This window comes from Williamsia sp. z34 (assembly GCF_059553395.1).
On record NZ_JCANWW010000006.1, the window covers coordinates 142,695 to 169,172 of the forward strand.

At 63.5% G+C, this 26,478-nt stretch carries 21 protein-coding genes; 11 read left to right on the plus strand and 10 right to left on the minus strand.

Annotated features, from left to right (window positions below):
• Positions 1 to 49: 49 nt before the first annotated feature.
• Positions 50 to 1,060: an ABC transporter substrate-binding protein gene (locus tag AC51GT_RS16475; RefSeq protein ID WP_496324830.1), complete on the minus strand. Its 1,011-nt coding sequence runs from the start codon at positions 1,058 to 1,060 to the stop codon at positions 50 to 52.
• A gap of 325 nt (positions 1,061 to 1,385) precedes the next feature.
• On the opposite strand from AC51GT_RS16475, the gene AC51GT_RS16480 reads away from it, so the two are divergent.
• Positions 1,386 to 2,150, plus strand: a complete 765-nt coding sequence (locus tag AC51GT_RS16480; protein WP_496329452.1) for a GntR family transcriptional regulator — start codon at positions 1,386 to 1,388, stop codon at positions 2,148 to 2,150.
• A gap of 7 nt (positions 2,151 to 2,157) precedes the next feature.
• On the opposite strand, the gene AC51GT_RS16485 is transcribed toward AC51GT_RS16480, so the two are convergent.
• Entirely contained in the window at positions 2,158 to 2,727 is a 570-nt protein-coding gene (locus AC51GT_RS16485) for a DinB family protein (protein ID WP_496329453.1), read from the minus strand.
• Positions 2,728 to 2,926: 199 nt separating this feature from the next.
• Here AC51GT_RS16485 and AC51GT_RS16490 point away from each other — a divergent pair, with 199 nt between their 5' ends.
• On the plus strand, positions 2,927 to 5,164 hold the full coding sequence (locus AC51GT_RS16490) for an NADP-dependent isocitrate dehydrogenase (RefSeq protein WP_496329454.1): 2,238 nt from the start codon (positions 2,927 to 2,929) through the stop codon (positions 5,162 to 5,164).
• Positions 5,165 to 5,262: 98 nt separating this feature from the next.
• Here AC51GT_RS16490 and AC51GT_RS16495 read toward each other — a convergent pair whose 3' ends face one another.
• The 7 genes from AC51GT_RS16495 to AC51GT_RS16525 form a co-directional block, all read right to left on the minus strand.
• Positions 5,263 to 6,249 (minus strand): ABC transporter ATP-binding protein, encoded by a 987-nt coding sequence (locus AC51GT_RS16495; protein ID WP_496329455.1) that lies wholly within the window; start codon positions 6,247 to 6,249, stop codon positions 5,263 to 5,265.
• A 6-nt stretch (positions 6,250 to 6,255) separates the two neighbouring features.
• Entirely contained in the window at positions 6,256 to 7,320 is a 1,065-nt protein-coding gene (locus AC51GT_RS16500; RefSeq protein ID WP_496329456.1) for an ABC transporter ATP-binding protein, read from the minus strand.
• Between the two features lie 28 nt (positions 7,321 to 7,348).
• The gene (locus tag AC51GT_RS16505; protein ID WP_496324836.1) at positions 7,349 to 8,248 is read right to left on the minus strand and encodes an ABC transporter permease; all 900 of its coding nucleotides are present in this window, start codon (positions 8,246 to 8,248) and stop codon (positions 7,349 to 7,351) included.
• Positions 8,245 to 9,201 (minus strand): ABC transporter permease, encoded by a 957-nt coding sequence (locus AC51GT_RS16510; RefSeq protein WP_496324837.1) that lies wholly within the window; start codon positions 9,199 to 9,201, stop codon positions 8,245 to 8,247. The genes AC51GT_RS16505 and AC51GT_RS16510 overlap by 4 nt, the downstream gene beginning before the upstream one ends.
• Positions 9,202 to 9,633: 432 nt before the next feature.
• Positions 9,634 to 11,211, minus strand: coding sequence for an AMP-binding protein (locus AC51GT_RS16515; RefSeq protein WP_496324838.1), 1,578 nt, complete (start codon positions 11,209 to 11,211; stop codon positions 9,634 to 9,636).
• A gap of 63 nt (positions 11,212 to 11,274) precedes the next feature.
• Positions 11,275 to 12,090, minus strand: coding sequence for an alpha/beta hydrolase fold domain-containing protein (locus AC51GT_RS16520; protein ID WP_496329457.1), 816 nt, complete (start codon positions 12,088 to 12,090; stop codon positions 11,275 to 11,277).
• Between the two features lie 12 nt (positions 12,091 to 12,102).
• Positions 12,103 to 12,999 carry an IclR family transcriptional regulator gene (locus AC51GT_RS16525; protein ID WP_496324840.1) on the minus strand — a complete coding sequence of 299 codons (897 nt, stop codon included), beginning with the start codon at positions 12,997 to 12,999 and terminating at the stop codon, positions 12,103 to 12,105.
• Between the two features lie 102 nt (positions 13,000 to 13,101).
• Between AC51GT_RS16525 and AC51GT_RS16530 the strand changes: the two genes are divergently transcribed.
• The 7 genes from AC51GT_RS16530 (at position 13,102) to AC51GT_RS16560 (ending at position 21,987) form a co-directional block, all read left to right on the plus strand.
• The gene (locus AC51GT_RS16530; RefSeq protein ID WP_496329458.1) at positions 13,102 to 15,081 is read left to right on the plus strand and encodes a flavin-containing monooxygenase; all 1,980 of its coding nucleotides are present in this window, start codon (positions 13,102 to 13,104) and stop codon (positions 15,079 to 15,081) included.
• 65 nt (positions 15,082 to 15,146) lie between these two features.
• Positions 15,147 to 15,971, plus strand: coding sequence for an SDR family NAD(P)-dependent oxidoreductase (locus AC51GT_RS16535; protein WP_496324842.1), 825 nt, complete (start codon positions 15,147 to 15,149; stop codon positions 15,969 to 15,971).
• 54 nt (positions 15,972 to 16,025) lie between these two features.
• A complete protein-coding gene (locus tag AC51GT_RS16540; RefSeq protein WP_496329459.1) occupies positions 16,026 to 16,832 on the plus strand; it encodes an SDR family NAD(P)-dependent oxidoreductase in 807 nt (268 codons plus the stop codon).
• 100 nt (positions 16,833 to 16,932) lie between these two features.
• Positions 16,933 to 17,703, plus strand: a complete 771-nt coding sequence (locus tag AC51GT_RS16545) for an SDR family NAD(P)-dependent oxidoreductase (RefSeq protein ID WP_496324844.1) — start codon at positions 16,933 to 16,935, stop codon at positions 17,701 to 17,703.
• 84 nt (positions 17,704 to 17,787) lie between these two features.
• Positions 17,788 to 19,359, plus strand: a complete 1,572-nt coding sequence (locus AC51GT_RS16550; RefSeq protein WP_496329460.1) for an ABC transporter substrate-binding protein — start codon at positions 17,788 to 17,790, stop codon at positions 19,357 to 19,359.
• 290 nt (positions 19,360 to 19,649) lie between these two features.
• The gene (locus tag AC51GT_RS16555) at positions 19,650 to 20,351 is read left to right on the plus strand and encodes a GAF domain-containing protein (protein ID WP_496329461.1); all 702 of its coding nucleotides are present in this window, start codon (positions 19,650 to 19,652) and stop codon (positions 20,349 to 20,351) included.
• Positions 20,352 to 20,490: 139 nt separating this feature from the next.
• Positions 20,491 to 21,987 (plus strand): sugar transferase, encoded by a 1,497-nt coding sequence (locus tag AC51GT_RS16560; protein ID WP_496324847.1) that lies wholly within the window; start codon positions 20,491 to 20,493, stop codon positions 21,985 to 21,987.
• A 15-nt stretch (positions 21,988 to 22,002) separates the two neighbouring features.
• Here AC51GT_RS16560 and AC51GT_RS16565 read toward each other — a convergent pair whose 3' ends face one another.
• The gene (locus AC51GT_RS16565; RefSeq protein WP_496329462.1) at positions 22,003 to 23,202 is read right to left on the minus strand and encodes a polysaccharide biosynthesis protein; all 1,200 of its coding nucleotides are present in this window, start codon (positions 23,200 to 23,202) and stop codon (positions 22,003 to 22,005) included.
• Between the two features lie 325 nt (positions 23,203 to 23,527).
• Between AC51GT_RS16565 and AC51GT_RS16570 the strand changes: the two genes are divergently transcribed.
• Both AC51GT_RS16570 and AC51GT_RS16575 read left to right on the plus strand, forming a co-directional pair.
• Positions 23,528 to 24,889 carry a hypothetical protein gene (locus tag AC51GT_RS16570; protein ID WP_496329463.1) on the plus strand — a complete coding sequence of 454 codons (1,362 nt, stop codon included), beginning with the start codon at positions 23,528 to 23,530 and terminating at the stop codon, positions 24,887 to 24,889.
• Entirely contained in the window at positions 24,882 to 26,465 is a 1,584-nt protein-coding gene (locus AC51GT_RS16575) for a tyrosine-protein kinase domain-containing protein (RefSeq protein WP_496329464.1), read from the plus strand. The genes AC51GT_RS16570 and AC51GT_RS16575 overlap by 8 nt, the downstream gene beginning before the upstream one ends.
• Positions 26,466 to 26,478 lie beyond the last annotated feature (13 nt).

Sequence of the window (26,478 nt, forward strand, 5' to 3'; positions counted from 1 at the left end):
GATGGCCCCCGGATCTCCGGGGGCCATCGCTGCCGATCGGGAGTCGGCCTCAGCCGACCTGGGCACCCGGGTTGACCAGGGACTCGAGGTCGGGCGTGCTGTCGAGCTGATCCGAGTCGCGCGCCATCTGGGCCATATCCGCCAGGACCGCCATGTCGATCGACGACGTGATCGTGTTCCCGGGCAGTTCCAGCAACGTTGCGGCCGGCGTCTTACAGACGGCGCTGGCGATCTCGAAGGACTCTGCCTCGTTCGCAGGGTCGTGAATCTGTTCGATCGAGTCGTTCATCGCCGCGAGCCACTTCTCTTCCACGCCCGGATGATCCTCGATCCAGCCGGTCATACCCGTGTACGTCGCGTAGATCGCGTAGCCACCCTCCGCCGAGGTGAACGCGTTGCCGATGGAGACCAGTGCGTCGGCGTTCATGGCCAGGGCCGAGGCCGGGAGCTGGCCTGCGTCGACCCGGCCCGAGACGACGGCCGGTCCCAGTTCGGGGAAAGGCAGTGCGACGAACTCGACCTTGGAGGGGTCACCGTCGGCTTCGCGGACCCAGTTCTCGATCATGATCTGGTTGATGCCGGCGAGTTCGTTGACGGCGACCGTCTTGCCCTCCAGGTCAGCGGCGCCGGAGATGTCCGATCCCTTCTTCACCGCGACACCACCGGCCTCGGGCGCCGGCGGCTGGGCGCTGGTGTAGGCACCGCTGACAACAGTGAGATCGATGCCCTGCGCATCGGCACGGAAGACGCTGAATGGATCTGTGAATGCCAGATTCACCTCACCGGGTTGCAATGCTGCGATACCCGGCGCCCCGCCGACCCCCGGCACAACGGTGACATCGAGCCCGTGGTCGGCGAACACACCTTTCTCGACACCCCAGTAGAGGTAACGCTCATCACAGAGGTTGAGGCTGCTGACCTTCACCGCAATGGGCGCGTCGGGATCGGCGGAACCGGCCGGGGCCGAAGAACTGTCGCCACCACACGCGGCCACCATCAACGTGGCCGCGACCGCAGTGGCGGCTCCATAGGTCCGAACTGCTGGACGCGTAAAAATCACGGGTAATCCTCCTGAGCGCACATGACTGGACGGTGACCGCATCTCGAAGAATGCGATGCGATCTTGCTATAGGAGATCGTTGACCAGTCAGATTGCCCGACCATCGCGATGCCGTAACACTCGCGTTTCGCCGGGCATCGGATGCCGTCGGCGAGCGTGTTGCCCCAGCTCACGCCGGTTGCGAACCCGGTCGACCAAGCCGGCTTCGCCACCCTCGAGAGGTGAGCGCGCCGGGGCATCCGCGTTGGTAACCTCACCGTTGCGTTGCAGCAACACCACTTCGGTAGATGTACATGGTGTGGAGTACGGAAAGTTTCCTCGACGCGTGACCGGCCATTCCCTTCGGGTTCACACCGGCGAGCGTCGGCGCGAAGAAGCGCGTCGCCTGCGCGACATCCTCAGCGGCACACTCGAGCACCAACCCGACCAACTGAGCCGGTTACCTGACGAGTCCGCCCTCTCGAAGGGTCATGGCACGTCCCGGAACACCGTCCGCGAAGCCTTGCATCTGCTGGCCGATGAAGGCCGCATCCGCCGACAGGTCGGAACCGGCAGCTTCCCCGCCATGATCCCGAGCCGGTACAGATTCGACAGGTTGCTGGACGGCTCAGAGATCGCCGGGCGCTACGCACGGCTCGATTCCGCCCTCCTCGGATTGAGTGTCCTCGAGTCGATTCCGGACACGCTGCGCACCAGCCTGGACCTGCCTGCAGACGCAACGCGTCTGGCGGTCTTCGAGCGCGTCGAGGCGGCCGCCGGCACACCGGTGGAACTACGTACCTACCTGCTTCCCCTCGTGGATGCCGATGTCATCGACGAAACGATTGCGGCCGGCGATGTATACGCGTACATCGAGATGGGACAGCGGCGGTGCATCGCATCGGCGGCCCGGGCGGTCTCGGCCGTCGCCGCCGACGCGGGTGTCGCAACCATCCTGGGCATACCCGAGAGCACTCCCCTTCTCTTCCTCGAATCCACCCTGTTCGACGACGACGGTCGGGTGCTCCTGGTGACCTACGGACGGCATCGCAACGACCGTGTCACCGTCACGTTCGGTGCGGTGCGTGAACGCAGCCGCACCGACACCTGACCGCGACTCACTTCGCCGGGATGTCGGTCCAATCCGAGCCCTCCGAGATGGCCCCCATAGTGGTCTGGCCGTCGAGGGCCTCGCGGATGATGTCGGCGTGCCCGCAGTGGTGCGCGGTCTCGCGCAGCAGGTGCAACGCCATCTTGCGGACAGTCCACCACTCCCGCTCGGGTTGCCAGGGCGCAGTCGGCTGTGGGATCAGCTCGTCGAGGCCCGCCACCTCCGCGATGACGTGGTCGTAGTCGGCCGCGGCACGATCGTATTCAGCGAGCCAGTCCGCCAGGGTCTCGTCCTCGCGGAGCGTGTACGCGTCGCCGACGTCGGCCATGTCGAACTCGGCAGTCTCGTCCCGGTCGCGGATCGTCTGGGCATTCGCACGCTCGCCTTGTGCGAGGTGCTTGATCAGACCGCCGATGGTGAGTTCGCTGACAGTCGTCCGGGTGCGGGCCTGCGCGTCGGTGAGGTCGCGGGCCGCCACTTTCAGCAGGGCCCGCTGGTCGGACAGGAGGGTCAAAATGTCCGCTTTTTCGCCGGTGACGGGGACGGTGAGAACGACGGGGGTATAGGTACCGGCCATGATCGAGTCCTTTCGGGAACTGATGGGAACAGTGCCCACGTTATGACCGATAGAGGACAGTTTCGGTCCGCATTTGTGGCGGCAGCTATAGAGTGCATCGGAGGTGTCCGCGCTCACAGGCCTCCCGCGTCCTAAGATTGCGGAGACGGGGGAAGACGGACCGATGCATGACGCGACGAAACTGGAGACGAAGGCGAATATGAACGCAAAGCAGCCGACCATCATCTACACACTGACGGACGAGGCGCCGATGCTTGCGACACACGCATTCCTCCCGGTGGTCCGTGCGTTTGCCGATGCGGCCGACATCAACATCGAGTCGAGCGACATCTCGGTCGCGAGCCGCATCCTGGCCGAATTCCCCGATTACCTCACCGACGAGCAGCGGGTGCCGGACAACCTCGCCGAGCTCGGCCGTCTGACACAACTGCCCGAGACCAACATCATCAAGCTGCCGAACATCAGCGCCTCGGTACCGCAGCTGGTTGAAGCCATCAAGGAACTCCAGGCCAAGGGCTACAAACTCCCCGACTACCCGGGCAATCCGAAGACCGAAGAAGAAGCCAAGGTCAAGGAGCGCTACACCAAGTGCCTCGGCAGCGCCGTGAATCCGGTGCTCCGCGAAGGCAACTCGGACCGACGCGCACCGAAGGCCGTCAAGGAGTTCGCCCGTAAGCATCCGCACAGCATGACCGAGTGGTCGATGGCTTCGCGCACCCATGTGGCCCACATGCGTGAAGGCGATTTCTACCACGGCGAGAAGTCCATGACCGTCGAGGGCGACCGCGACGTGAAGATGGAACTGCTCACCAAGAGCGGCAAGACGATCGTCCTCAAGCCCAAGGTCTCCCTCACCGATGGCGATGTCATCGACAGCATGTTCATGAGCAAGAAAGCCCTGATCAAGTTCTACGAGGAGCAGATGGAGGACGCCTACGAGACGGGCGTCATGTTCTCGCTCCACGTCAAGGCCACGATGATGCGGGTCTCGCACCCGATCGTCTTCGGCCACGCCGTACGCGTTTTCTACAAGGACGCTTTCGCCAAGCACGGCGATCTGTTCGACGAGCTCGGCGTCAACGTCAACAACGGCCTCTCGGACCTCTACAGCAAGATCGAAACGCTGCCCGCGTCCAAGCGTGACGAGATCATCGAAGATCTGCACAAGTGCCACGAGCACCGTCCGGAACTCGCCATGGTCGATTCAGCGCGTGGCATCTCGAACTTCCATTCCCCCAGCGACGTCATCGTGGATGCGTCCATGCCCGCGATGATCCGGGCCGGCGGCAAGATGTGGGGCGCCGACGGTCGGCCGAAAGACACCAAGGCCGTCAACCCGGAGTCGACCTTCTCGCGTATTTACCAAGAAATCGTGAACTTCTGCAAGACCAACGGTCAGTTCGACCCGACCACCATGGGCACCGTTCCCAACGTCGGCCTGATGGCACAGCAGGCCGAGGAGTACGGCTCACACGACAAGACCTTCGAGATCTCCGAGGACGGCGTCGCCAACATCACCGACCTGGCGACCGGTGAGGTCCTGCTGTCGCAGAACGTAGAGGCCGGTGACATCTTCCGCCTGTGCATCGTCAAGGACGCACCGATCCGCGACTGGGTCAAGCTGGCCGTCACCCGCACCCGCGATTCCGGGATGCCGGTCATCTTCTGGCTCGATCCGTACCGTCCGCACGAGAACGAGTTGATCAAGAAGGTCAAGACGTACCTCAAGGACCACGACACCGAGGGTCTCGACATCCAGATCATGTCGCAGGTCCGTGCGATGCGGTACACCCTCGAGCGTGTCATCCGCGGCTTGGACACCATCTCCGCCACGGGCAACATCCTGCGTGACTACCTCACCGACCTGTTCCCCATCCTCGAACTCGGCACCAGCGCCAAGATGCTCTCGATCGTGCCACTGATGGCCGGTGGCGGTCTGTACGAGACGGGCGCCGGTGGTTCGGCTCCCAAGCATGTCAAGCAGTTGCTGGAAGAAAATCACCTGCGCTGGGATTCGCTCGGCGAATTCCTCGCCCTCGCAGTCAGTTTGGAAGATCTCGGCAAGAAGACCGGCGACACCAGGGCCGTGATCTTGGCCAAGGCGCTCGACGCTGCGACCGGCAAGCTGCTGGAGAACAACAAGGGTCCTTCACGCACCACCGGCGAACTCGACAACCGGGGCAGCCAGTTCTACCTCGCCCTGTACTGGGCACAGGAGCTGGCAAACCAGACCGAGGACGAGGAACTCGCCAAGCACTTTGCGGCACTGGCGGATACGTTGGCGAAGAACGAAGACGCCATCGTGAAGGAACTCAATGACGCCCAGGGCAAGCCCGTCGAGATCGGCGGCTACTACCTGCCGGATCCCGAGGCCACCGCGAACGTGATGCGACCGAGCAAGACCTTCAACGAGGCCCTCGCCTCCGCGCAGGCCTGATTGATCATTCGCTGATCCGCTCCACCTACACGAATCCGCTCCAGTTGCAGCACCATGCAACTGGAGCGGATTCGCTGTGGATGGAGTGGCTTGCGCCGCTAGGCCGACTCCAGCGGGAAATGACAGGCGGCGAACTGTCCGGAACGGATCTCCCTGACCTCGGGTTCCGTTGTGGCGCAGAGGTCCTGAGCGTTGGGGCAGCGGGTGCGGAAGCGGCATCCGGTCGGCGGTGCCAGGGGCGACGGTACGTCGCCCTCGAGTGCCGGCCCGGCGAATCCCTTGTCAGGGTCGGTCAACGGCACCGAATCCAGCAGGGCGCGGGTGTAGGGGTGGGCCGGGTTGTCGTACACCAGAATCGAGTCGCCGAACTCGCAGACCTTGCCGAGATACATCACCATGACGTTGTCGCTGACCGTGCGCACGACACCGAGGTCGTGGGCGATGAAGACGACGGTGAGATCGAACTCGGCCTTGAGTTCTTCGATGAGATTGAGGATCTGGGCCTGGACCGACACATCGAGTGCGGAGACGGGTTCGTCACAGATCAGCAGTCGGGGGTTCAGCGCCAGCGCGCGGGCGATGGCCACGCGCTGGGCCTGCCCGCCGGACAGCGCTCGTGGGAGGACGTCGGAATAGCGTTCCGGAGACAGCCCGACCGAATCGAGAACCTGTGCCGAAGTGGTGGCGCGGTCGGCTTTCGGAGCACCCGCCACCGCCATCCCTTCCACCACGATGTCTTTGACGGATCGACGCGGGTTCAGGGAGCTGACCGGATCCTGGAAGATCATCTGCATATCGCGCCGAAGCACGCGCATGGCCTTTTCATCAGCTTTTTCGATCCAGTCCTCACCGAACCGGATCCGGCCCGCGCTGACCCGGTCCAAGCGCAGGACCGCCCGGCCGGTTGTCGACTTGCCGCAGCCGGATTCGCCGACGATACCCAGGGTTTCACCGGGAAGGACGTCGAAGCTGATCTTTGACACCGCCTGTACGGTGCCGGCGCTGGTCGGATATTCGACGACGAGGTCCTCGACGCGCAGGAGAGCCTGATCGCCGCGTAGATGTGCGGTGCCGCTGCCGGCCATGGGGTTCTACCTTCCTGACAGTTCGAGAGTTTTGACGGGCTGGGGCTGGACCGGATACAGACAGGCCACCGCATGATCGCCACCGACGGATTGCAGCGTCGGACCCGGTGTGAGGCAGTCGGATTGCGCATGTTCACACCGCGGCGCGAACCGGCACCCCGGTGGTGGCCCGGTGGGGTCGGGCAACGATCCGGAGATCACCCGCAGCGGCGCATGCCGGGCATGGTCGATCGTCGGTGTGGCGCCCAGCAGCGCGTGGGTGTAACGATGCATCGGCGCTTCGAAAACCTCACGGGTGGAGCCGACTTCGGCCAGTCTTCCCGCGTACATGACCGATACCCGATCGGTTCGCCCGGCCACGACGGCCAAGTCGTGGCTGATCAGCATCATGCCCATGTCACGTTCGCGTTGCACCCGACGCAGCAGGTCCAGGATCTGGCGCTGGATGGTCACATCGAGCGCGGTCGTCGGTTCGTCGGCGATCAGCAGGTCCGGCTCGCACGCCAGCGCGATCGCGATCATCACCCGCTGGCGCATCCCGCCCGACATCTCGTGCGGATAGTTCCGCAACCGACGCTGCGGATCGGGCACCCCCACCTCTTGCAGGAGGTTGAGTGCCCGGCTGTTCGCCTCGGAGCGACTGACGCCCAGGTGCTTTCGCATGCCCTCGGTGAGCTGACGCTCCACCCGCACCACCGGATTCAGGGAGCGGCCCGGGTCCTGGAACACCATGGCGATCTGTTTGCCCCAGATCTCCAGCTTTTCTTTTTTGTTCAGCGCCAGCAGATCCCGGCCCTGAAAGGTCACCTCTCCCGAACGTGCCGAGCGCGGCGGCATCAAACCCATGATGGCCCGCGCCATCACCGATTTGCCGGAGCCGGACTCCCCCACGATTCCCAGCGCCTGACCGGTGCCGAGCGAGAGCGATACATCGTCGACTGCCCGAACCGTCCCACGAGCGGTACCGATGTATGCCCGAAGATTGTTCACCTCGAGCAGCGGCCCGGTAGGGCGCACTTCGGCGAGGTCTGGCGGGGTGCGGGGCCGTTCCATCTCGGACTCAACGCTCATGGTCACTCTTCCTGGACTCGATCATGTCTCAGTGCTGAATTGTCTTGTCGAACTTGATTCGCAGGTGATCGCCGAGCTGGTTGAGGGCGAAGACGGTGAAGAAGATGGCCAGCGATGGCACGAAGACCAGGTGTGGCGACGTTGCGAGCGCGTCTTTGCCATCGCTGATCATGCCGCCCCAGCTCGGTGTGGGCGGTGGGATGCCCAGGCCAAGAAAGCTCAGGGAGCCTTCGGCCACGATGAGCGCGGCCATCACGATGGGCAGGTACGAGGCCAGCGGTGCGATGACGTTGGGCAGGATCTCCTTGAACAGGATCCGGGAGTGGCCTGCGCCCATGTTCTTTGCGGCCCGGACGAACTCGCGGGACGACCACGCCATCGTGTTGGCCCGGGAAAGGCGGATGAACGCGGGGATGACGACCAGGGTCAGTCCGGCGAGCATGGTCGTGATGCTGGGTTCGAAGATCGAGGCCAGTGCCAGCAACAGGATCAGTGGCGGGAAGGCGAGCATGGCGTCGGCCAGCAGAGAGATGCCGTTGTCGAGGTGACGGCCGAAGTAGCCGGCGACCAATCCGATCAACGACCCGATGATGAACCCGATCAGTCCGGCAACGGTTCCCACGACCAGCGAGACGCGAGCACCGTAGATGATGCGAGACAGTTCTGAGCGTCCGAAGTTGTCGGTGCCCAGGATCAGATCGAGCGACCCAAACGCGGGCTTCAGGCGCGGTGCGCCCACCGGGGTGTCGTAGGGGGCGATGGGAAGCAGGTCGGCGAACAACGCGGCCAAGATGAGTGCCACCAGCCAGCCCACGGACAGGTACACCAGAACCGACCGGGGTTTGCGAATCGTGGGGACGACCAACTCCGGTGCCGGCGTGGGCGGGCCGACGGTGGGAATGGATTCTTTGGAGATCATGTCGGTCATGCGGTGGCCGCCACCTTCCGGACGCGTGGGTCGATCAGTCCGTAGCTCAGATCGACGATGGTGTTGATGGTGACGTAGACGACCGCGACGAACACCACGATGCCCTGCACCATGATCAGGTCGCGGGTGGTGATGGATGCGGCGATCAGCTGCCCCAAACCCGGTAGGCCGAACAGGGTCTCGACGATCACGGTGCCGCCGATCAGCCGGCCCAGGTTGATACCCGCCAGGGTGATCAGTGAGAACGACGACGGCCGGAAGGCGTGCCGGAACATGACGTAGGTGCGCGACATCCCTTTCGCGCGGGCCGCGGCGATGTAGTCCTCGCCGAGCGTGCTGATCAAGTCCGTGCGCAGCAACCGGTGGAATGAGGCGATCTCGGTCAATGCGATCGCGATCGCCGGCAACAGCGCGCTCTGCAGGTTCGCGCTCAGCCCGTCACTGATATCGGACCAGCCCAGCACCGGAAAAATCTGCAGCTGGATCGCGAAGAAGTAGATGAGGATGGGACCTGCGATGAATGCCGGTACCGACAAGAACACCGCCGACAGCGCATTGATACCGCGGTCGACTGCCGACCCCGGCCGCGACGCCGAGATCACGCCCATCACGATCGAGACGAACAGGGCGATCAACAAGCCCAGTGCCGCCAGCTCCAACGTCACCGGCAGCCGCTCGAAGATCGCCTCCGAGACAGATTGATTGGTCAGGGGTGAGGTACCGAGATCGCCGGTCACCGCGTTGCCCAACCAGTCCAGGTACTGCGACCACACCGGCTGATCAAGCCCCAGTTCCGCATCCATTTCCGCAACGGCTTCCGGGGTCGCATTGTCGCCGAGAATGACCTGCGATGCAGAACCGGGAGCCAAACTCAGCAAACCCACCACTGCAATGGTCACCAGTAAGACCACCGCAATGCTGCGCCCGAGACGCGTCGCAATTGTGTGAAGCATTGATAGTCAACTTTCGTCCTGAGCAGACGCCTGGAGGAATCAGCGACGTGCCGGGTCATCTCGATGCACGCGTGAAATGGGCTGTGCTCCACGCGATGTGACTCCCAGCGCTTTCGCCGGGTTGTGTGATCTACGCCGCACCTGCGGTGTGTTCTCACCATAGAAGAGCGCCACTCTCGATGGCAATACCCGTATCGGACTTTTCTGACGAAGACATTTGTGGCACACGAAACAGAAATGGCCACGGAACCGAACGGCCTTGATTTCGAACATGAGGAATGCCGAAAGATGCACGCGATCGTGAAAAGGGCGATACCGATCAAATATTCAAATCGGCACGCCGAATAGGCGCCACCACACCATATTGAAAACTGCAGTATGCGATACGGCCCGTCGATTCCGACAGGCTCTGATGTCCGAGCTCTTGTTATCTCATCTGGCGCCTTCGGCGTGGAGATCGGCGATCTGTCGTCGCACATGGTGTTTTTGGACCTTGCCGGACGCGGTCCGCGGGAAGTCCTCCACCTCGTGCAGTTCCTCCGGCCACTTCTGCCTGGCGGTTCCGGCGTCGGCGAAATGCTGTTGGACCTCGGAAAGCGTCGGCATCACCAGTCCGGGTTTGACTCGCACGACGGCGGCCGTGCGTTCGCCGAATCGTTTGTCCGGCGCCGCGACGACAACTGCCTCCGCGATCGCGGGCATCTCGAGCAGGACGTCCTCCACCTGCGCGGCGCTGACATTCTCGCCGCCGCGAATGATGATGTCCGACTTACGATCTGTGATCATCAGATAGCCGTCGTCGTCGATCACGCCGATGTCACCGGTGCGGTACCAACCGTCGTCGTCGAACGCCTGTGCCGTCAGCTCCGGATCGGTATAACCCAGGCACAGATCCGGTCCCCGACTGAGGATTTCGCCGTCGTCTCCCAATCTGATCTCGACACCCAGCTTCGGGTTACCGTCGGTCAGCAATCGCTTGTCCTCGGGAGCAGTGGTGACCGAACCGGTGATCGACGGATGTTCGGTACTCCCATACGACCGGGTGACGATGATGCCCAGGTCGGAAAGACGCCGGGTGACCGCGGCGGGAACAGTCGACCCGCCGAGGCCGATGTACTTGAGGTAGTTCAGATGGGCGGGCGTGAAGTCGGGATGGTCCAACAGACTCGTGACGAAGTACGTCGGCCCACCGCCGATCGCAACACCATCGGAATCCATCAGGGCGATCACCCGGGTCGGGTCCCATTCATCACACAGGTCGACCGGCGTGCCCTCCAGAACCGGCACCAGAAAAGCCCCCAGCATGCCGATGAAGTGCCCGACCGGCAGCGCGGTCAGTTGCCGGCCCCGATCCGACTGATAGTTGGACAGCAGTTGGCGGGTCTCGAACGCGAGCGTCTGGTGAGTGTGGATGACGCCCTTCGGATCACGCGTCGTCCCGGAGGTGTAGGCGATCAGTGCCGGGTTGGCGGGATCGACCTCGAGGGCGCCCGCCATCGGAACGTCTTCGAGCAGGTCATCGAAGTTCAGGCCGACCACACCGACGATCGGCACAGCTGCACTCACCTCGGGTACGTATGTCATCCGGCCGAACCGCTCGGCAGTGATGAACACCCGCGGTCTGGCGCGCTCGAGTATGAAGCCCAATTCCTTTGGGCCATAGAAATGCACGATCGGTACGACCACTGCGCCGAGAAACGACGACGCCCAGAAGGTGGCTGCGGCCTCCATCCAGTTCGGGAGCTGAAAGGCGACGACATCGCCGGCGCGGACACCGCGGGCCCGCAACCCGGCCGCGAGCCGGCGGGCGACCAGCTCGACGTCTGCCAATGTTCCCGAGTACGGGCGCACCTTCGAATGAATCCGGAAGTGAACACCGGCAGAGTCCTTCAAACCCCTACCGAGAATCTCACCCAGCGACTCGTCCGTCCACCACCCCATCGACTCGTAGTGCAGCCTGAGGTGGTCGGGGACGTGCCGAACCGCAATCGTGTTCTGCGTCGAATCCATCTGTTTCACAGTTCCTTTCACGATCTGTAGATCGAGCGGCGAGCCTGCCGAGGTGAGTCCGGCTCAGATTTGGGCAGTGGGATCCAGCAACTCACCGAGTTGCTCGACCATGTAGTCGATGGCGAGGTTCGAAGCGGGGGTTGAGGGATACGAGAGATTCCAGATGTGCGGTTGACCCTCGTGTACCTTCAACCGCACATCGACCCCGGCCTCGGCAGCGACGCGACACAGCAGAAGAGAATCGTCCCGGAGTACCTCGGAATCGCTGACCTGCACGATGATTGGTGGCTGGCCGACCCAATCTCCGAGCACGGGTGAAGCCAGCGGATCGTTCACCGGGCTCCCGGCAAGGTAACCCGCTGCGGCTTCGGTCGCCTGGTCGAGTGAGAAGCGGGCGTCGGTCGCCGCGTTCTCGGTGAAGCTTGCGGCAGTGTTGCGCAGGTCGGCCCATGGCGAGAAGAGAAACGCGCCGGCGGGGGCCGGGATCTCCAGTTGCCGCAGCCGCAGCAACAGCGCCGCGGCCAATCCCCCGCCCGCGGAGTCACCCCACAACACCAACCGGTCGGGACCGATCTGCTCTGCGACCGCCCGATAAGCGGTCAGTGCGTCATCCACCGCGGCCGGGAACGCACACTCGGTCGAGAGGCGATAACCCACCGAGAACACCTGGGTCTGACAGGCAGCTGCGATCCGAGAGACACTGTCTGCGAACATCTGCGGGGAACCCTTGCGGTAGCCACCCCCGTGGAAGTGCAGCAACGCGGTGTCGGCGCTCGCTCCGGGTGGCCGGATCCGCAAAACGGGGACACCGGCCAACTCGAGTTCCTCGATCTCCGCCACGACGTCCGGATCGACTGTCAGATGGTCTGTTTCGGTCATTTTTCCGCCTTGTCAGAGAGGTTCATTCCAGTCATGGGTCGGCGCACGACCGCCGATCTGTCTCGTCAACAACTGCGCCGAGGCGATGACGGGCTGCGCCGCCGTCGCGATCTCTTTCCCGACGAGCTTGCCGAGGTGAAGCAGGGTGAGGCAGAAGACAACCCGGCCGTCGGGGTCGAAGACCGGAGCCGCGATGTTCCCGACGGTGTACTCGGCATCCGGATCTACCTCCAGGACCGCATAGTTGGGCTGGTCGTCGAAGAACTGTTCGAGCAGGGCTTCGCGCAGTCCGAGATCATTCGGGCGTTCGGCGAGGTCATGGGTCAGCGAGCGACGCACGGGATTCGGATCGTCCAGGCCGACCGTGTAACCCCGTTGCCGGACCGCCGGACCGTACGACTGAAGGTAGTCGGTCACCCGTTCGTGCAGATCTGCCGGCATTTCCAGGATCCGCTCCCGCAACTCCGCCGGCGCCATCCACGCCATGAAGGGCTGCCCGAACGGGGGCTGCAGCGGTATGCGCTGCCCCGGGGCGAGCTCGAGCTGTCGCCCGGTCGGCTTGCCTTCGACCGCAATACACAGGATGTCCCGGCCGACCATCACGGTGCCCGAACACTCATGACCGGTCGACGCCGCCAGCGCGGCCAGCTCCTGGCGCGCCATTCCGATCACCGGATTGGCGCCGGCGGCGGCGTGGCCGGCAGCGAGCACGGCGGGACCGAGTGTGTACGTCTTGTGGCGAGGGTGCCGCGACACATAACCCCCGTCGCCCATCGCCTTGAGCACCGCGAACATCGAACCCGGGCTCACATCCAGAGCCTTCGAGAGCTCACTGAGGGTGAATGTGCCGCGCTCGTTCACCGTCAGAAAGTCCAGTACTTGTAGTGCGCGTCGCGCCGAGAGGGACATCCAATTCCTTCTATGCCAAATCGTTGACGTGATGTTTGTCTCAGGCTAGCGTAATCCACCAAGTTCCGAAACTGATTTCGAAATGCTGAAAAAAGGTAGGAAATGGCAAATACCGCCTTCACCCGAAAAGCGTTGGAATGTTCAAATCTGCACGCCCTGCGCCTGGCACTGCTGCACGCAACAGGCGATCAGGAGCTCGCAGCGATGAAGCTCGAACTGGTACCCATCAGAAGTGGCGCCGCGTTCGAGATGACGATTGCCGAGGACTCTCGCGCGGACCTGTTCCGCAAAGCGGAAGAGTTCGTCGCAACCCAGGCCGCGACGTACATCCCGCGAGAACTCGGCGAGGACGAACTCCGCTCGATGATGGAACTCGCCCTGGGTCAGGAGCTCACCGACGCGGAGTTCGCGGTGGCGCGGACCATGCCCGCGGTGGACGAGTTCCCGCTGTTCACACAGTGGACCGACCAGCGCCCCGACCGCGCGGACGAGTTCACGGTTGTCATCATCGGCGCAGGCCTGTGCGGAATCGCGATGGCCGTCCAGCTCGAGCAACTCGGCATCTCGTACTTGATCTACGAGCGGCGCCCCGATGTCGGCGGCACCTGGGCCATCAACACCTACCCGGATGCGCGGGTCGACACCGCAAGCACCACATACGAATACAGCTTCGTGAAGAACCATCCGTGGACCGAGCAGTTCGCCCGGCAACCCGAGGTGCGCGGCTATCTCGAGATGGTGGCGAAGACATACCACGTATTCGAGAACATCAGGTTCGAACACGAGGTGCAGGCCGCGGAGTTCGACGAGTCGTCGTCGATGTGGTCCCTGCAGGTGGCCGACCGAGATGGTCTGTCCCAGCACGTCGACAGTAATTTCGTGGTGACCGCCACCGGGTTGTTCTCGACTCCCAAAAGACTCGACACCGAGGGCATCGGCGACTTCACCGGTGAGGTCCTCCACACGACCGAGTGGACGGACCAGCACACCGCGAACGGCAAATCGGTTGCCATCATCGGCAACGGCTCCACCGGCGTCCAGATCCTGGCGCGGATCGCCGAAGACGCCGAGCAGGTTCACGTCTTCCAGCGGACACCGCAGTGGATCGCACCCCGAGAGGGATACGGCGAAACGGTGAGCCCGGAGATGCGGTGGATTCTCGACAACATCCCGCACTACTGGAACTGGGCCCGCACCACCGCGCTCAAACCCAACAACCCCCGCGACACGATCCAGCCCGACCCCGAATGGCGCGCTGCCGGAGGCATTTTCAGCAAGAGCAACGACCGACTGCGGGAGAATCTGACCCAGTACATCCGATCCCAGGTCGACAACCGGGCCGATCTGGTCGACAAACTCGTGCCCGATTACACCCCCGCAGCCCGACGGCCGGTGGTGGACAACGGATGGTACCGATCGCTCACCCGGGACAACGTGGAACTGGTGACCGACGGCATCGAGAGATTCAGCAAGCACGGGATCGTCACCGCCGACGGCACCGAGAGACGAATCGACATGGTACTGAGCGCTGTTGGCTTCGAGGTGACGAAGTGGCTGTGGCCGATCGACTTCCGGGGACGCGACGGTGTGAGCATCGAAGACCGCTGGAACCTGCCGGGTGGACCGCGGGCCTTCCTCGGTCTCGCGATTCCCGAGTTCCCGAACCTGTTCGTGCTCTACGGACCCAACGCGCAGCCGGCCACCGGCGGCGGCATCGGTGTCGGCGGACTGCCCGCGTGGATGGAGTCCTGGGTCGGGTACATCGCCAGGGTCATCGTTGCCGTCGTGGAGGACGGCAACACCTGCGCCGAGGTCACCGAGGAGGCGTTCTGGGAATACAACAACGCAGTCGACGAAGAGGCGAGCAAACTCATCTGGCTCGATCCCGCCGCGAATCCGACCCGAAACTACTACGTCAACGAACACGGGCGGCTCGGAACGAGCACTCCGCTGTCAGGCTTGGAGCTCGCAACGCGGCTACTGCATCTCAATCGGTCCGACTTCATGTTTTCCGCTGCCGCGCAAGCAACTTCGGATGGCAGCTCGCCCGACGACAACGACAAACTCGAAACGGTTGCCTGAGGCGTCCCGGCACACACCACGATCCGACGTCTGCCGCACCGACCAACAGAAAGCGAAGAGAACACATGATCGATCTAGGACTGGACGGCGCCCGCGCCATTGTCATCGGTGCGGGGTTCATCCCGATGCGTGCCGGCAACGGGCGTGGCTCCGCGCTGCAGCTGGCCCGCGCCGGCGCCACAGTCGCCTGCGTCGACAAGGACGCCGACCGCGCCGACGAGATCGTCCGGGAGATCGCAGCCGAGGGCGGTAAGGCATTCGCGATCGTCGCCGATGTACTCGACTCCGGTGAGGCGCGACGGGCGGTCGACGAGGCCGCCGCACACATGGGCGGACTGGACGTGTGCGTCGACATCGTCGGCGGCGCCATGTGGAGCAAGGTCGCCGACATCCCGGACGACGACTGGGACGCGCAGATCCGCCTGAATCTCACGCAGGTCTTCTATGTGTTCAAAGCTGCCATCCCGCACCTGATCCGGAACGCCACCGGCGGCTCACTCATCGCGATCACCTCCGTCGACGGTATCGGTTCGTCCCGCTTCCACGCCGGTTACGGAGCGGCCAAGGCCGGCGTCGTCTCGCTCGTGAAGACGATCGCCGATGAATACGGCGAACGCGGCGTACGGGCCAATTCGATCGCCCCCGGCAACGTCGGCGGCGGCAACTGGGATCTCCCGGAGATCCCGTTCGGCGAGGACGTTGTCAATGCACTCGCGCCGCCACGTGGCCGCGACATCGCCGATGCTGTCCTGTTTCTCGCTTCCGGGCTCTCCTCGAAGATCACCGGTCAGACGCTCATCGTCGATGGTGGCGCAGTGATCCAGAGTCCCTGGCGCATGACCGAGGACCAGATCGGCCGCAACGCCGCATTCTCGAACGCGACGTCCTAGCTCGACCGGCTGAACTTCAGTGATCGGGCCCTCGCGGCCGGAACGGAGCATCGTATGACCAGCCAGATCCCGGCCGTGACGGACGCCTATCTCGTCACCGGCAAAGTCGCGCTGATCACCGGCGGGGGTGGTGGCATCGGTCAGGAGACGGCAATTGTGCTCGCGTCGGCGGGTGCGCAGGTGATTGCCACGGACGTCGACGAATCCGGACTGGCACAAACCCGTTCACGCGCCGAGGCGGTGGGTCTCTGCATCACCACGCGCCACCTGGACGTCGCCGATCCCGCAGCGGTGTCCGGAACGGTCGAGGATGTTGTCGCCCAACATGGTCGGTTGGACATCCTCGTCAACGCCGCCGGCATCATGATCATGCGAAATGCACTCGAGGTGACGCCGGAGGAACTCGAGAAGGTACTTCGCATCAACGTCGGCGGCACCTTCTTCGCCTGCCAGGCGGCGGGGCGGGTCATGCCGGCCGGCGGGAGCATCATCAATCTCACCTCGGCCATCGTCGACCGGTCCAGTCCCGGACGCGTCACCTATGCGATCTCGAAAGGCGGTGTGGTGCAACTGACCCGCACCTTTGCACTGGAACTCGGGCCGGCCGGGATCCGGGTCAACGCCATCGCCCCGGGGTGGGTCGAGACGGGGATGACGAACCAGCACTGGACCGATGCCGACGGTTCCATCGATCACCACAAGCGGGAGCGGTACATCATGACGATGACCACGGCGTCCCCACTCGGGGTGGTCGGCACCACCCGTGACATCGCGTTGTCGGCGCTGCACCTCGCCTCGTCGGCGGGCTCGTTCGTCACCGGCCAGGTGGTACGGGTCAACGGTGGTTCATTCATGGCCTAGGCCTCGGCACCAAGACCGATATCGACGACAGACACCATCCGTGGAGCGAAACCACTGCGGAACACAGCGATCCGCGGAAGCGGAGAAGAGGACCGGATACATGGGCACAAGGCTTGAAGGCAAAGTCGCGGTCGTGACAGGCGGGGCCAGCGGCATCGGAGCAGAAACAGCGCGACGATTCCTGAGTGAGGGCGCCCGCGTCGTGATCGCCGATGTCAATGACGAACTGGGCAAGACGGTCGCCGACGAGCTGGGGGCGGGAGCACTGTTCGTGCACACCGACGTGACCTCCCAGGACGATTGGGATCAGCTGCTACGGGTGACGAGTGAACACTTCGCACCACCCGGCGTGCTCGTCAACAACGCCGGTGGCGGGCGCGGTGTCGGCAACATCGTCGACGAGGTCTACGAAGGTCATCACAACATCATGGAGCTGAACGTCTCCTCGGTGTGGATGGGCACACGTGCCGCGCTGCCCATCATGAGGGATAACGGCGGTGGTTCGATCGTCAACATCTCGTCGATCGACGGACTTGTCGGCGTGGCCGGGATGACGACCTACGTCGCCTCCAAGTTCGCGGTCACCGGGCTCACCAAAGCCGTTGCCTTCGAGGGCGGCCCGTACAACGTGCGGGTCAACTCCGTCCATCCCGGGTTCATCGAGACCCCGATGATGCTCAAAGCCACCGGAACGGTGCGCACCCGCCTGGTCTCGGCGATGGAGAAGCAACCGATCGCCCGATTCGGCAAGCCGGAGGACGTCGCCAACGCAGTTCTGTTCTTCGCCTCCGACGAGAGCTCCTACTGCACCGGCACCTCTCTCGTCGTCGATGGTGGCCAGCTCGCCGGCCCGCATCGGGAACCGATGTGAGTCGCCGGCCCCGGATCGCCCTTCGCGTTTCACAACTCTCCTCTATCTGATTCGCCCACAAGATAATTCACTGAAAGGTCGACGATGATTCGACAACGACGTCTACTCACCGCGGCAATTGCTGCGGTGTGTTCTGCGACCCTCCTGCTGACCGCATGCGGTTCGGCCGACTCCTCCGGCGGATCGTCCGCGGACGTCGGGGATCCGGTGGCCGGTGGCGCCGGACGCATCATCCAGGTCAGCGAGCCACGCACCCTGGATCCGGCGGCACTGGGCAATGTGTGGGCGAGTCAACCCGAGCTCGGCAATGCGCTCTACGGGACTCTGATGATCAACACACCCGACTCGCTGGATATCGAATACAAGATGGCCGAGGACTTTTCGACCACCGACGGCGGCAGCACCTACACGATGAAACTTCGGCCCGGGCTGATGTTCACCGACGGGACACCCCTCGACGCGGCAGCGGTCAAGTTCAACTGGGAACGCATGCGCGACCCGGCACTGGGAGCGGGGGCCAGCAAGGTCAGTCCACAGATCGCCGGCACCGAGGTCATCGACTCGACGACGCTGAAAGTAACTATGGTCCAACCGAACTCGCACTACGCCCAAGCGGTGGTCACCAGCGCCCTGAACTGGATCGCATCCCCGACCGCATTGCAGAAGGGCAAGCAGGAGTTCGACAAGGCGCCGGTCGGCGCGGGGCCGTTCACACTGACCAGCTGGTCCCGCCAGGACGAGATGACGCTGACGAAGAACCCGGGTTACTGGGACGCACCGAAGCCGTACCTCGACACACTCACGATCCAGTTCGTCCCGGACGCCGCCCAGCGATACAACGCCGTGTTGAGCAACGCCGTCGACCTCGCCTCGGAATCGAACGCCGCGAACCTGCAGAAGGCCGAGGGTGGCGGACTCACAAACAAACTCGTCGATGCCGGCGGTGGCTACTACATGGCGATGAACACCCGTCGCGCACCATTCGACGACGAGCGGGCCCGCAAGGCGGTGTCACTCGCCCTGGATCTCGACACCATCAACACCGTCGTCTACAACGGTGCGGGTGTTGTACCGACCACCCTGTTTCCTGAGGTCTCCCCGTTCTACAGCGATATCCCGTTGATCGAGAACAACAAAGACGAAGCCCAGGCCCTGTTCGACGAACTGGCGGCCGAGGGCAAGCCCGTGTCGTTCGATTTCACCTCGTTCTCGACCACGGAGAACAAGCAGACCGGCGAGGCGGTTCAGGCCCAGCTGAGCGCGTTCGACAACGTCAACGTCGGGATCAATGCCCTCGATTCCAGCGCCATCGGCTCTGTCGTGGCGGGACGGGACTTCCAGATGGTGGTCACCTCGGCGAATGTCCTGGACCCGGACACCGAACTGTGGACCAGCTTCCATTCCCAGTCGAAGGGCAACATGAGTGGGATCAGTGACCCGCAGCTCGACGCAGCGCTCGACGCCGGTCGGGTCGGCACAACCGTCGAGGAGCGCAAAGCGGCCTACGACACCGCGCAGGAGCGCATCGCCGAGGTTGTTCCCGGCGTGTTCTTCGTCCGGTCGACGCCTTCGGTGATCGCCGGTGACAACGTGCAAGGCATCGTCATGTACGGACTCGGATCGCCACTGCCCGAAGAAATGTGGCTGACCGACTGACGAGCGGCGAGCAACCGGACACGACGTTCGGCCGTCCCAGGTCTGACCATATCGAAGGCCCTGGCCTGCAGAGATGCAGGCCAGGGCCTTTCGGTGCATTCGCCACACCGTCAAGGTCGGCTCGTGACGAATCACCCAGTGTTTGCACAAGGCAACCTCGCGGCATACTCATGTCGGTGCTGCGTGGCCGGCCGGGGTTTCGGATCGACCGGAATATCGCGGACCCGCATATCCTTGCCAGCCCATCTCGGTAGTAAAAACAATTGCTATCGATTCACGAAAGATGCCAAATGACTTCCCTGAATTCGACGGACGCGAGCGGTTCTGCAAACCCGGGCGACGACGGAGCCGGTGATCACTCCGAAAGGGTCTCCGATTCCCCGGAGCGATCCGTTCGCAGCCCTCGCGATCACTTCTCTGCGATCACCGGCGCATATGCCGATCCCGCACTCATCGCGGTCCTCGAAGGACTGCGGGCAGCCGAGAACGGTGCACCGTCCTCGGCGTGGTCGGTGCTCAACGACAGCGAACGGCTGCGCGCGGTTCACGAGACCGGGCTGCTCGAGCAGGGACCTCATCCGGCCATCGATCAGATTGTCGGCATGACCGTCGAAGCGATCGGGATTCCGTACGCTGCCCTGAACATGATCACCGACATTGAGCAGGTGACCGTCGGGATCGCCTCCCGCTCAGATGACATCGGGGACCGGCGGACGTATCCCCTCACCGATTCGCTGTGCGTGTACGCGGTGGCCGGCGGAGCCCCACTCATCATCGACGATATCGTCGACCATCCGGTGCTCGCGGATCATTCGGCCGCTCGCAGCGGCGCGGTCGGCTCGTACATCGGCATTCCCATCATCGACGACGCCGGGCACGCTGTCGGTACGCTCTGCGCCTGGGACACTCAGCCGCATCATTGGTCGAGCGGCGAGATTCAGATCATGACCGACCTTGCGCACGTTGTTCAGAACACGCTCTTCGATCAATGAAATCTTGGCGTCGCAATAGATTTGTGTGACCACCGGGAGCAGTGAATCGTGCTCGAACCCGGCGGGGATTTCGGCAGCCCAGATAGAGTGTGGTTAATTGTGAGTGCGCCAATTTGATGTTTGTCTGGGTTTGTCATGAATGGAGTGGGAATTGCCACAATTACTGGAGGTCGAAACCGCAACGGCCCCCAGCGGTGCCCCATCCATTTCCCCAAAGGCCCGCAGGAATTTCGGGGAGCTCATTCGAACCGATCCCCTCAGTACCATCACGACGATTTCGATCGATGCGTTGGCCGCAGCAGTTGCCGTGGCGCTCGCCTGGTGGTGGGTGATCGCATCGCAGTCACCTCATCCACCCCTGTGGTGGTTTGTGCTCTACGTACCCGCGGTGATCGTGGTGATGGGTGCACGCTCGATGTACCGCCGCTCCCTCAATCGCCGATTCCTCGACGAGTTCTTCGGGATCCTCTCGTCCACTGCGATCGCGTCGATGCTGTTGTTGGGCAACCTGGTCATGCTCGGGATCACCGATCGGCCCGGGGCAGCCGTGGCAAAGCTGTGGGTGTGTGCCAGCATCCTCATGCCCTTCGGGCGCCTTGTTCGCGTGTTGATCCAACGCCGACTGCAACGGCGCTCCCACCTGGTGTCCCCCACATTGGTCATCGGGTCAGGTCAGGTCACCCAACACGTGATCGATCGGATGATCGCGGCTCCCGAACACGGCATGCATCCGGTCGGTGTGTTGTCAGCCGAGTCCCCCACCCGAGGTGACCAGGCAATCGCCACCCGCCACGCGCCGCACCTGGGCACTGTCGACCAACTCGAACAAGCGATCGCCGACACCGGTGCCGAACGTCTCGTCGTCGCATTCACTAACGTTCGTTGGGAGATGCTGACGGCAGCGGTCCGCATCGCGCACCGTCACGGACTCCGGGTGTGGGTGGTACCCCGCATGTACGAGGTGATCGGTTCGAAGAGCGCCGTCGACCACATCGGCGGTATGCCCCTGTTGTCTGTCCCCCACACCAATCCACGAGGTTGGCAGTTCCGGGCCAAACACATCAGCGACCGCATCACCGCCGGCCTGATCCTGCTGGCGATCTCGCCGATCTTCCTGTTGCTCGTCTTGCTGGTGCGGCTCAGTTCCCCCGGGCCGATCTTCTTCGCCCAACAACGGGTGGGGCGTGACGGGCAGGTTTTCGGCTGTCTCAAGTTCCGGTCGATGCGGCTGCCCGATCCCGCCACACCGGAGTTCATCCCGAAAACGGGCAGTGCACCGGGAGGCGTCGAGGGCGTGGATCGACGGACACGGATCGGGAAACTGATGCGGTCGACGTCGATGGACGAACTCCCCCAGTTGCTCAATGTCCTGCGGGGTGAGATGAGCCTTGTCGGTCCTCGGCCCGAACGCCCGGAGTTCGTAACCCTTTTCGAGGCGCAGATCCGCCGATACGGCGAGCGACACCGGGTCAAGGCCGGCGTCACGGGATGGGCGCAGGTCAACGGCTTGCGCGGACAGACATCCATCGCAGACCGCGCCGAATGGGACAACTACTACATCGAGAATTGGTCGCTCTGGCTGGACCTCAAGATCTTGGTGTTGACCGTGCTGGCAGTGCTGAAGAAAGCCGAGTGATCCACGGGACGGTCCTCATGCCTTCCGAGCCGACAGATCACGAGTTCGCTTACGGTTGGAGAAAGCCGAATTGTATTCCGGCGCAAACCTTGCTGCGGCCACGTGATACGGCACGAACATGAGCAGCTCGGTGATGACAAACGAGACGAATACCGCGGTGCCGGAGCCGAAGCCGAACAAGAAGGCCAGGCCCAACACCACGTAGAGCGTGGCGTTGGCCGCCCTGAGCCAGAAGACCATCGTGGTCCGGCCGGCGCGCCGCAGCGCGGCAAAGGGAATGGTCGTGATCAGCATGCAGGCCTTCCACCCGCATGCAACCGCCAGCCCCACATACAGTGAACTGCTCCAGGCCGGACCGAAGATCAGGCTCCAGATGCCCAGGTACGCGCCGCCGAAGATCGCCGCCGTACCGACCACCAGGATCAATGCGACATTGGCCACCTCACCGCGGTGGCCGTGCGCGAGTTGGCGTACCCGGCCATAAGCGAGGATCGGTTCGAGGATTCCCGAAATGGTCGACACCACGCGGAAACCCACGGCTGCTGATGGACCGAGAACAGCCAGGATGAAGGACGCCAACGCCGGCTGCACCATGCCAACGGTCGCGGTTTCGCCGGTGACCCACGCAGCTTTGCTCAGGTCAGGCGGAAATCCACTGTCGCGTCGGGCCGGTAATGGCCAACATCTGATGAGAACGGCCAGCAGGGCGCCCGCTGCCAGCACCCTGACACAGTTGGGGTTGTCGTACACCGCGAGGACCAGGGCACCCAGGCAACCCGCCATGAGTGTCGCTGCGGCAATCGATTCCAGCTTCCATCTGCCCCGCACAACCCCGATGGTCCGAGCCATCAGCAGGCCCGACGACAGGCCCAATACACCGATCAGTGTGATCACCGTCGGCGGCACCGCGGGACTCACGATCAGCAGGATCGCCGACGCAGAAGTCAGCAACACCATCCACCAGGGCATCTTCATCTTGTGGTCGGCGTCCGGTGTCGCCAGACGGGACTCGACGACGAACGCCGACAGCAGCTGGGCCACATAGGTTCCGATCGCCAGCGACACAGCCAGACGGCCCTGCTGCTCGATGGGCGCAACGCGCGCGAAGACGGCGATGAATACTGCGGGAAAAGCGTTGAGCGCCAGCCCGGCGAGAATCTGCACCAGTGGCTCGACATGCTTCACGTCGATCGCTGAGCGAATGCGCGTCAGCACACCTCGGCCTCGCCGAACACGTTCCACATCGTGGATTCTCCGAATTGGCCATCGAGCACTGCAGGCCTCGGTGAGCGAGTTTTATTCGTGGCTGCATTCAATTCAACGGAAGCACTTTTCGGCAGTCGGTGCCGATATGCATTTCTGTAAAAAACGGTACGCTCCACCTGTAGTAGTGTATGCCACGGATTGGCTGCCGCGCTCGCGGAGATCGAGCTGTTTTTGCGATGGAGGGACTCGACGATGGTTGGTTCGAGATTCTTTCCGGATGATCCGACTTTTCTCGCGCGTCCGCTGAATTATGCAAGTAAACATCCAGACAAATATGTGGTTTGATTTTTCGCCGAAAGTGACCGTCGAGGATTCATCACTTCGGAGTGCACCGCCGTGGTGGCTCGCACCGGCCGTATTGATCATGGTCCCCGTCCTCGGTTCATTCATTGCCTGGGCATCGCTGATCGGCTGGTGTTCGGCGGGCGGATGTCCGGCAGGGTCCTGGATGGACTTGCGTGGATTCCTTCGACCGGCGCCTTTCACACTTGCCGGCGTCACGTTGCTCGCGGTCTGGTACATCACGGTTGTAGTCCTGGCGACAATCGGTTGGCGACTGGGGCACGGGACGACACCGTCATCGGGGTCCGTCGACCGCACGTCCAGTGCAGGGTTCGAGCGACGCTATTTCTTTCTCATCCTGGCGGTGGCCACGGCCGGGGTCGGGTACGCGTATTCCCGCATTGCGTCGGCGACGTCGATCACCGAGGCACTGACAACCCAGGCCGGCAATACGTTCACGGAGGCACTTCCGGATTCTGCGGGCCTGGCGACACTTCGGTACGCGACCATCCTCGCGGCGCCGATCAGCATCTATCTGTGGCGAAAGAACGTGCTACATCCGGGCTTCGCACTGTTCGCAGTAGGCCTCCTGGTGGCGAACTCCATGATTGCCTCGCGCCTGTCCCTGCTGATGGCGGTGGTGGTCTACCTCGTCCTGCAGACGGCGGTGGCCCGAGAACCACTCGGCGCCGACCGGAAATCGATGCGACCGTTGCACATACTCGTCGCCGTTGCGATCATGTTCGCGCTGCTCACCACGCTCAACTACGTCCGGAACGGAAACTACTACCGGGACGCGGGAGTCACGAATCCGATTGCGATGAACCTCTACCAGTCGGGCGCCTACCTGGCCGTACCGGCGCAGGTGTCGGTGGGAGTATCGGACGCCGTCATGCGAGGATCCTTCGACAACCCCGGTTCGGTGGTCGGCTCCGCGGCGGCGGCGCTGCCGACCTTCCTGGTCCCGGCGCACGAGGTCAGGGCCAAGGAATCGCTGGGCGCGGATTCGTACGACTTCACGGTCTCATTTGCACCGAATTTCACCACCAACTCCGAGTTCGCAGATACGTATGCAGATTTCGGGGCGTGGGGATGGCTCTACACGCTGCTGTTGTTTCCGCTCGCCGGTTACGTATTCGGCCGGTTCCTGACCTACGGTCCGGTGATTGCCGGATCGGCCGGAGTCCTCGCCTACTGCTTCGCCGAAGTGTGGCGTATTCAATTGCTGACTCAGGGCCTGACCATTTTCCTTGTCCTCCTGACGCTTGTTTGTGCATTCCTGGCAGCACGACTGCCCTCCACCGGGAAACCGGAGGACTTGGTTCCGGAAGGAAATGTGAAGTCAATTGGCTAGCAACTCTGCAGGTGCGGCATACCGGCCGTCCACGGTGGGCAGTGAGTGGCTGCGGTCGGCGGTCGCGGCGGTCCGCGATCGGTGGATCGTCCTGCTCGTCGGCGCCGTACTGGGTGGAGCCCTGGGCGCCATTCTGACGACCACACAAACACCGAGCTACGAATCGTCGGCGGTGATCTACCAGACGCCTCATTTCGGCGACACCGACGGCATGAGTCGACAGCGAACCGATGCGTACACGAGTTTGTTGACCTCTGATCTGGTCATCGAAACCGCGCTGGACGACACCGGATTGGAGATGTCGTTCTCGGACGTCCGCGAAAAGACCACAGCCAGCGCAAATATCGGTAGCGCGATCCTCACGGTGACCGTGCGCGCAGAGGATGCCGAGACGTCGTCCCAGCTCGCCAACGCACTGGCCGAAGCACTGCCCGAAACCGTCGCCATGTTGGACGGGATCACATCGGCGCCCGACCCGGCAGGCCCGGCAAACCCGGCAGCCCTGCCGGAGACGGCGGCCACCGGGCCCGTGGCGCCCGACCCGGCAGGCCTGCCGGAGATGGTGGCCACCGAGCCCGTGGCTCCCGACCCGGCAGGCCTGCCGGAGGCGGCGGCCACCGAGCCCGTGCGGTTGGCGGTGATCAGCCCCGCTGCACCCGACGACGCCGAGGGCGGCCCGAAGTACGTGCGCAACACAGCACTCGGCGTGATTGCGGGACTGCTCGTGGGACTGCTGTACGCCTACCTGCGCACACAGGTGAACCGACGGGTTCAGGATGCCGGCGCACTCGCGAAGTTCTTGTCCGGACCGGTGCCGGCGTGCATTCCCGCCGCAAAGGCCTTGGAATCAGGTCTGGTCGACTTCAGGAAGGACAGCCCGGTCGCCGAAGCATTCCGCCGGCTGCGCGCCCTGATCACCGACCATGAACCCGGCCAGGGCACCTGCCGGACCATCATCGTCTCGAGCGCCATCGACGGCGACGGCAAGACAGCGGTCGCGGTGAACTTGGCTGTGTCGCTGGCCGAGAGCGGCAACGAGGTGGTCTACGTCGATGCCTCCACGACCGACCCGGATAGTGCTGACCGCCATCGCACCCGACCCGAGGACGGACTCACCGCAACCGGACTGAACGGCTACCTCCTGGGTGACGGTGATATCGGTCGATACGTCTCGACCAGTTGCCATCCGAAGCTCTCGCTGGTCTCGGGCGGTCCCGCAGTGGGCAGCCGATCCGACCTACTCGGGACCGCCAGGATGCGCGATGGACTGGTCGACCTCGCGAGCCGCGCCGATTACCTCATCGTGGACACCGCATCGTTGGGGGCCAGGTCTGATGCGCTGGTGCTCGGGCGATGGGCCGATGGCGTTCTGTTGGTGGCCCGGTCCGACCACACCAGGTACGCCGAGGTGGGTGCGGCAATCGAACGTTTGTCGTTGGCCGATGTATGCGTGAGCGGCGTTGTGCTCAACGACTTCCCGCGACCACTGTTCCGCAGCAGAGTCAACCGAAGCGCACGGTTGTCGGCCACCCGGCTACTGGCACCCGAGGCTCGACCCATCGATTCACCGGTGTGAGAACGGATAGACC

Coding starts and splice junctions, on each gene's coding strand:
- AC51GT_RS16510 (WP_496324837.1), bottom strand. CDS start 9,201: ATGCTTCACACAATTGCGACGCGTCTCGGGCGCAGCATTGCGGTGGTC.
- AC51GT_RS16490 (WP_496329454.1), top strand. CDS start 2,927: ATGAACGCAAAGCAGCCGACCATCATCTACACACTGACGGACGAGGCG.
- AC51GT_RS16525 (WP_496324840.1), bottom strand. CDS start 12,999: ATGTCCCTCTCGGCGCGACGCGCACTACAAGTACTGGACTTTCTGACG.
- AC51GT_RS16540 (WP_496329459.1), top strand. CDS start 16,026: ATGACCAGCCAGATCCCGGCCGTGACGGACGCCTATCTCGTCACCGGC.
- AC51GT_RS16515 (WP_496324838.1), bottom strand. CDS start 11,211: ATGGATTCGACGCAGAACACGATTGCGGTTCGGCACGTCCCCGACCAC.
- AC51GT_RS16555 (WP_496329461.1), top strand. CDS start 19,650: ATGACTTCCCTGAATTCGACGGACGCGAGCGGTTCTGCAAACCCGGGC.
- AC51GT_RS16505 (WP_496324836.1), bottom strand. CDS start 8,248: ATGACCGACATGATCTCCAAAGAATCCATTCCCACCGTCGGCCCGCCC.
- AC51GT_RS16545 (WP_496324844.1), top strand. CDS start 16,933: ATGGGCACAAGGCTTGAAGGCAAAGTCGCGGTCGTGACAGGCGGGGCC.
- AC51GT_RS16570 (WP_496329463.1), top strand. CDS start 23,528: ATGTGGTTTGATTTTTCGCCGAAAGTGACCGTCGAGGATTCATCACTT.
- AC51GT_RS16485 (WP_496329453.1), bottom strand. CDS start 2,727: ATGGCCGGTACCTATACCCCCGTCGTTCTCACCGTCCCCGTCACCGGC.
- AC51GT_RS16530 (WP_496329458.1), top strand. CDS start 13,102: ATGGCAAATACCGCCTTCACCCGAAAAGCGTTGGAATGTTCAAATCTG.
- AC51GT_RS16550 (WP_496329460.1), top strand. CDS start 17,788: ATGATTCGACAACGACGTCTACTCACCGCGGCAATTGCTGCGGTGTGT.
- AC51GT_RS16535 (WP_496324842.1), top strand. CDS start 15,147: ATGATCGATCTAGGACTGGACGGCGCCCGCGCCATTGTCATCGGTGCG.
- AC51GT_RS16500 (WP_496329456.1), bottom strand. CDS start 7,320: ATGAGCGTTGAGTCCGAGATGGAACGGCCCCGCACCCCGCCAGACCTC.
- AC51GT_RS16560 (WP_496324847.1), top strand. CDS start 20,491: ATGGAGTGGGAATTGCCACAATTACTGGAGGTCGAAACCGCAACGGCC.
- AC51GT_RS16520 (WP_496329457.1), bottom strand. CDS start 12,090: ATGACCGAAACAGACCATCTGACAGTCGATCCGGACGTCGTGGCGGAG.
- AC51GT_RS16495 (WP_496329455.1), bottom strand. CDS start 6,249: ATGGCCGGCAGCGGCACCGCACATCTACGCGGCGATCAGGCTCTCCTG.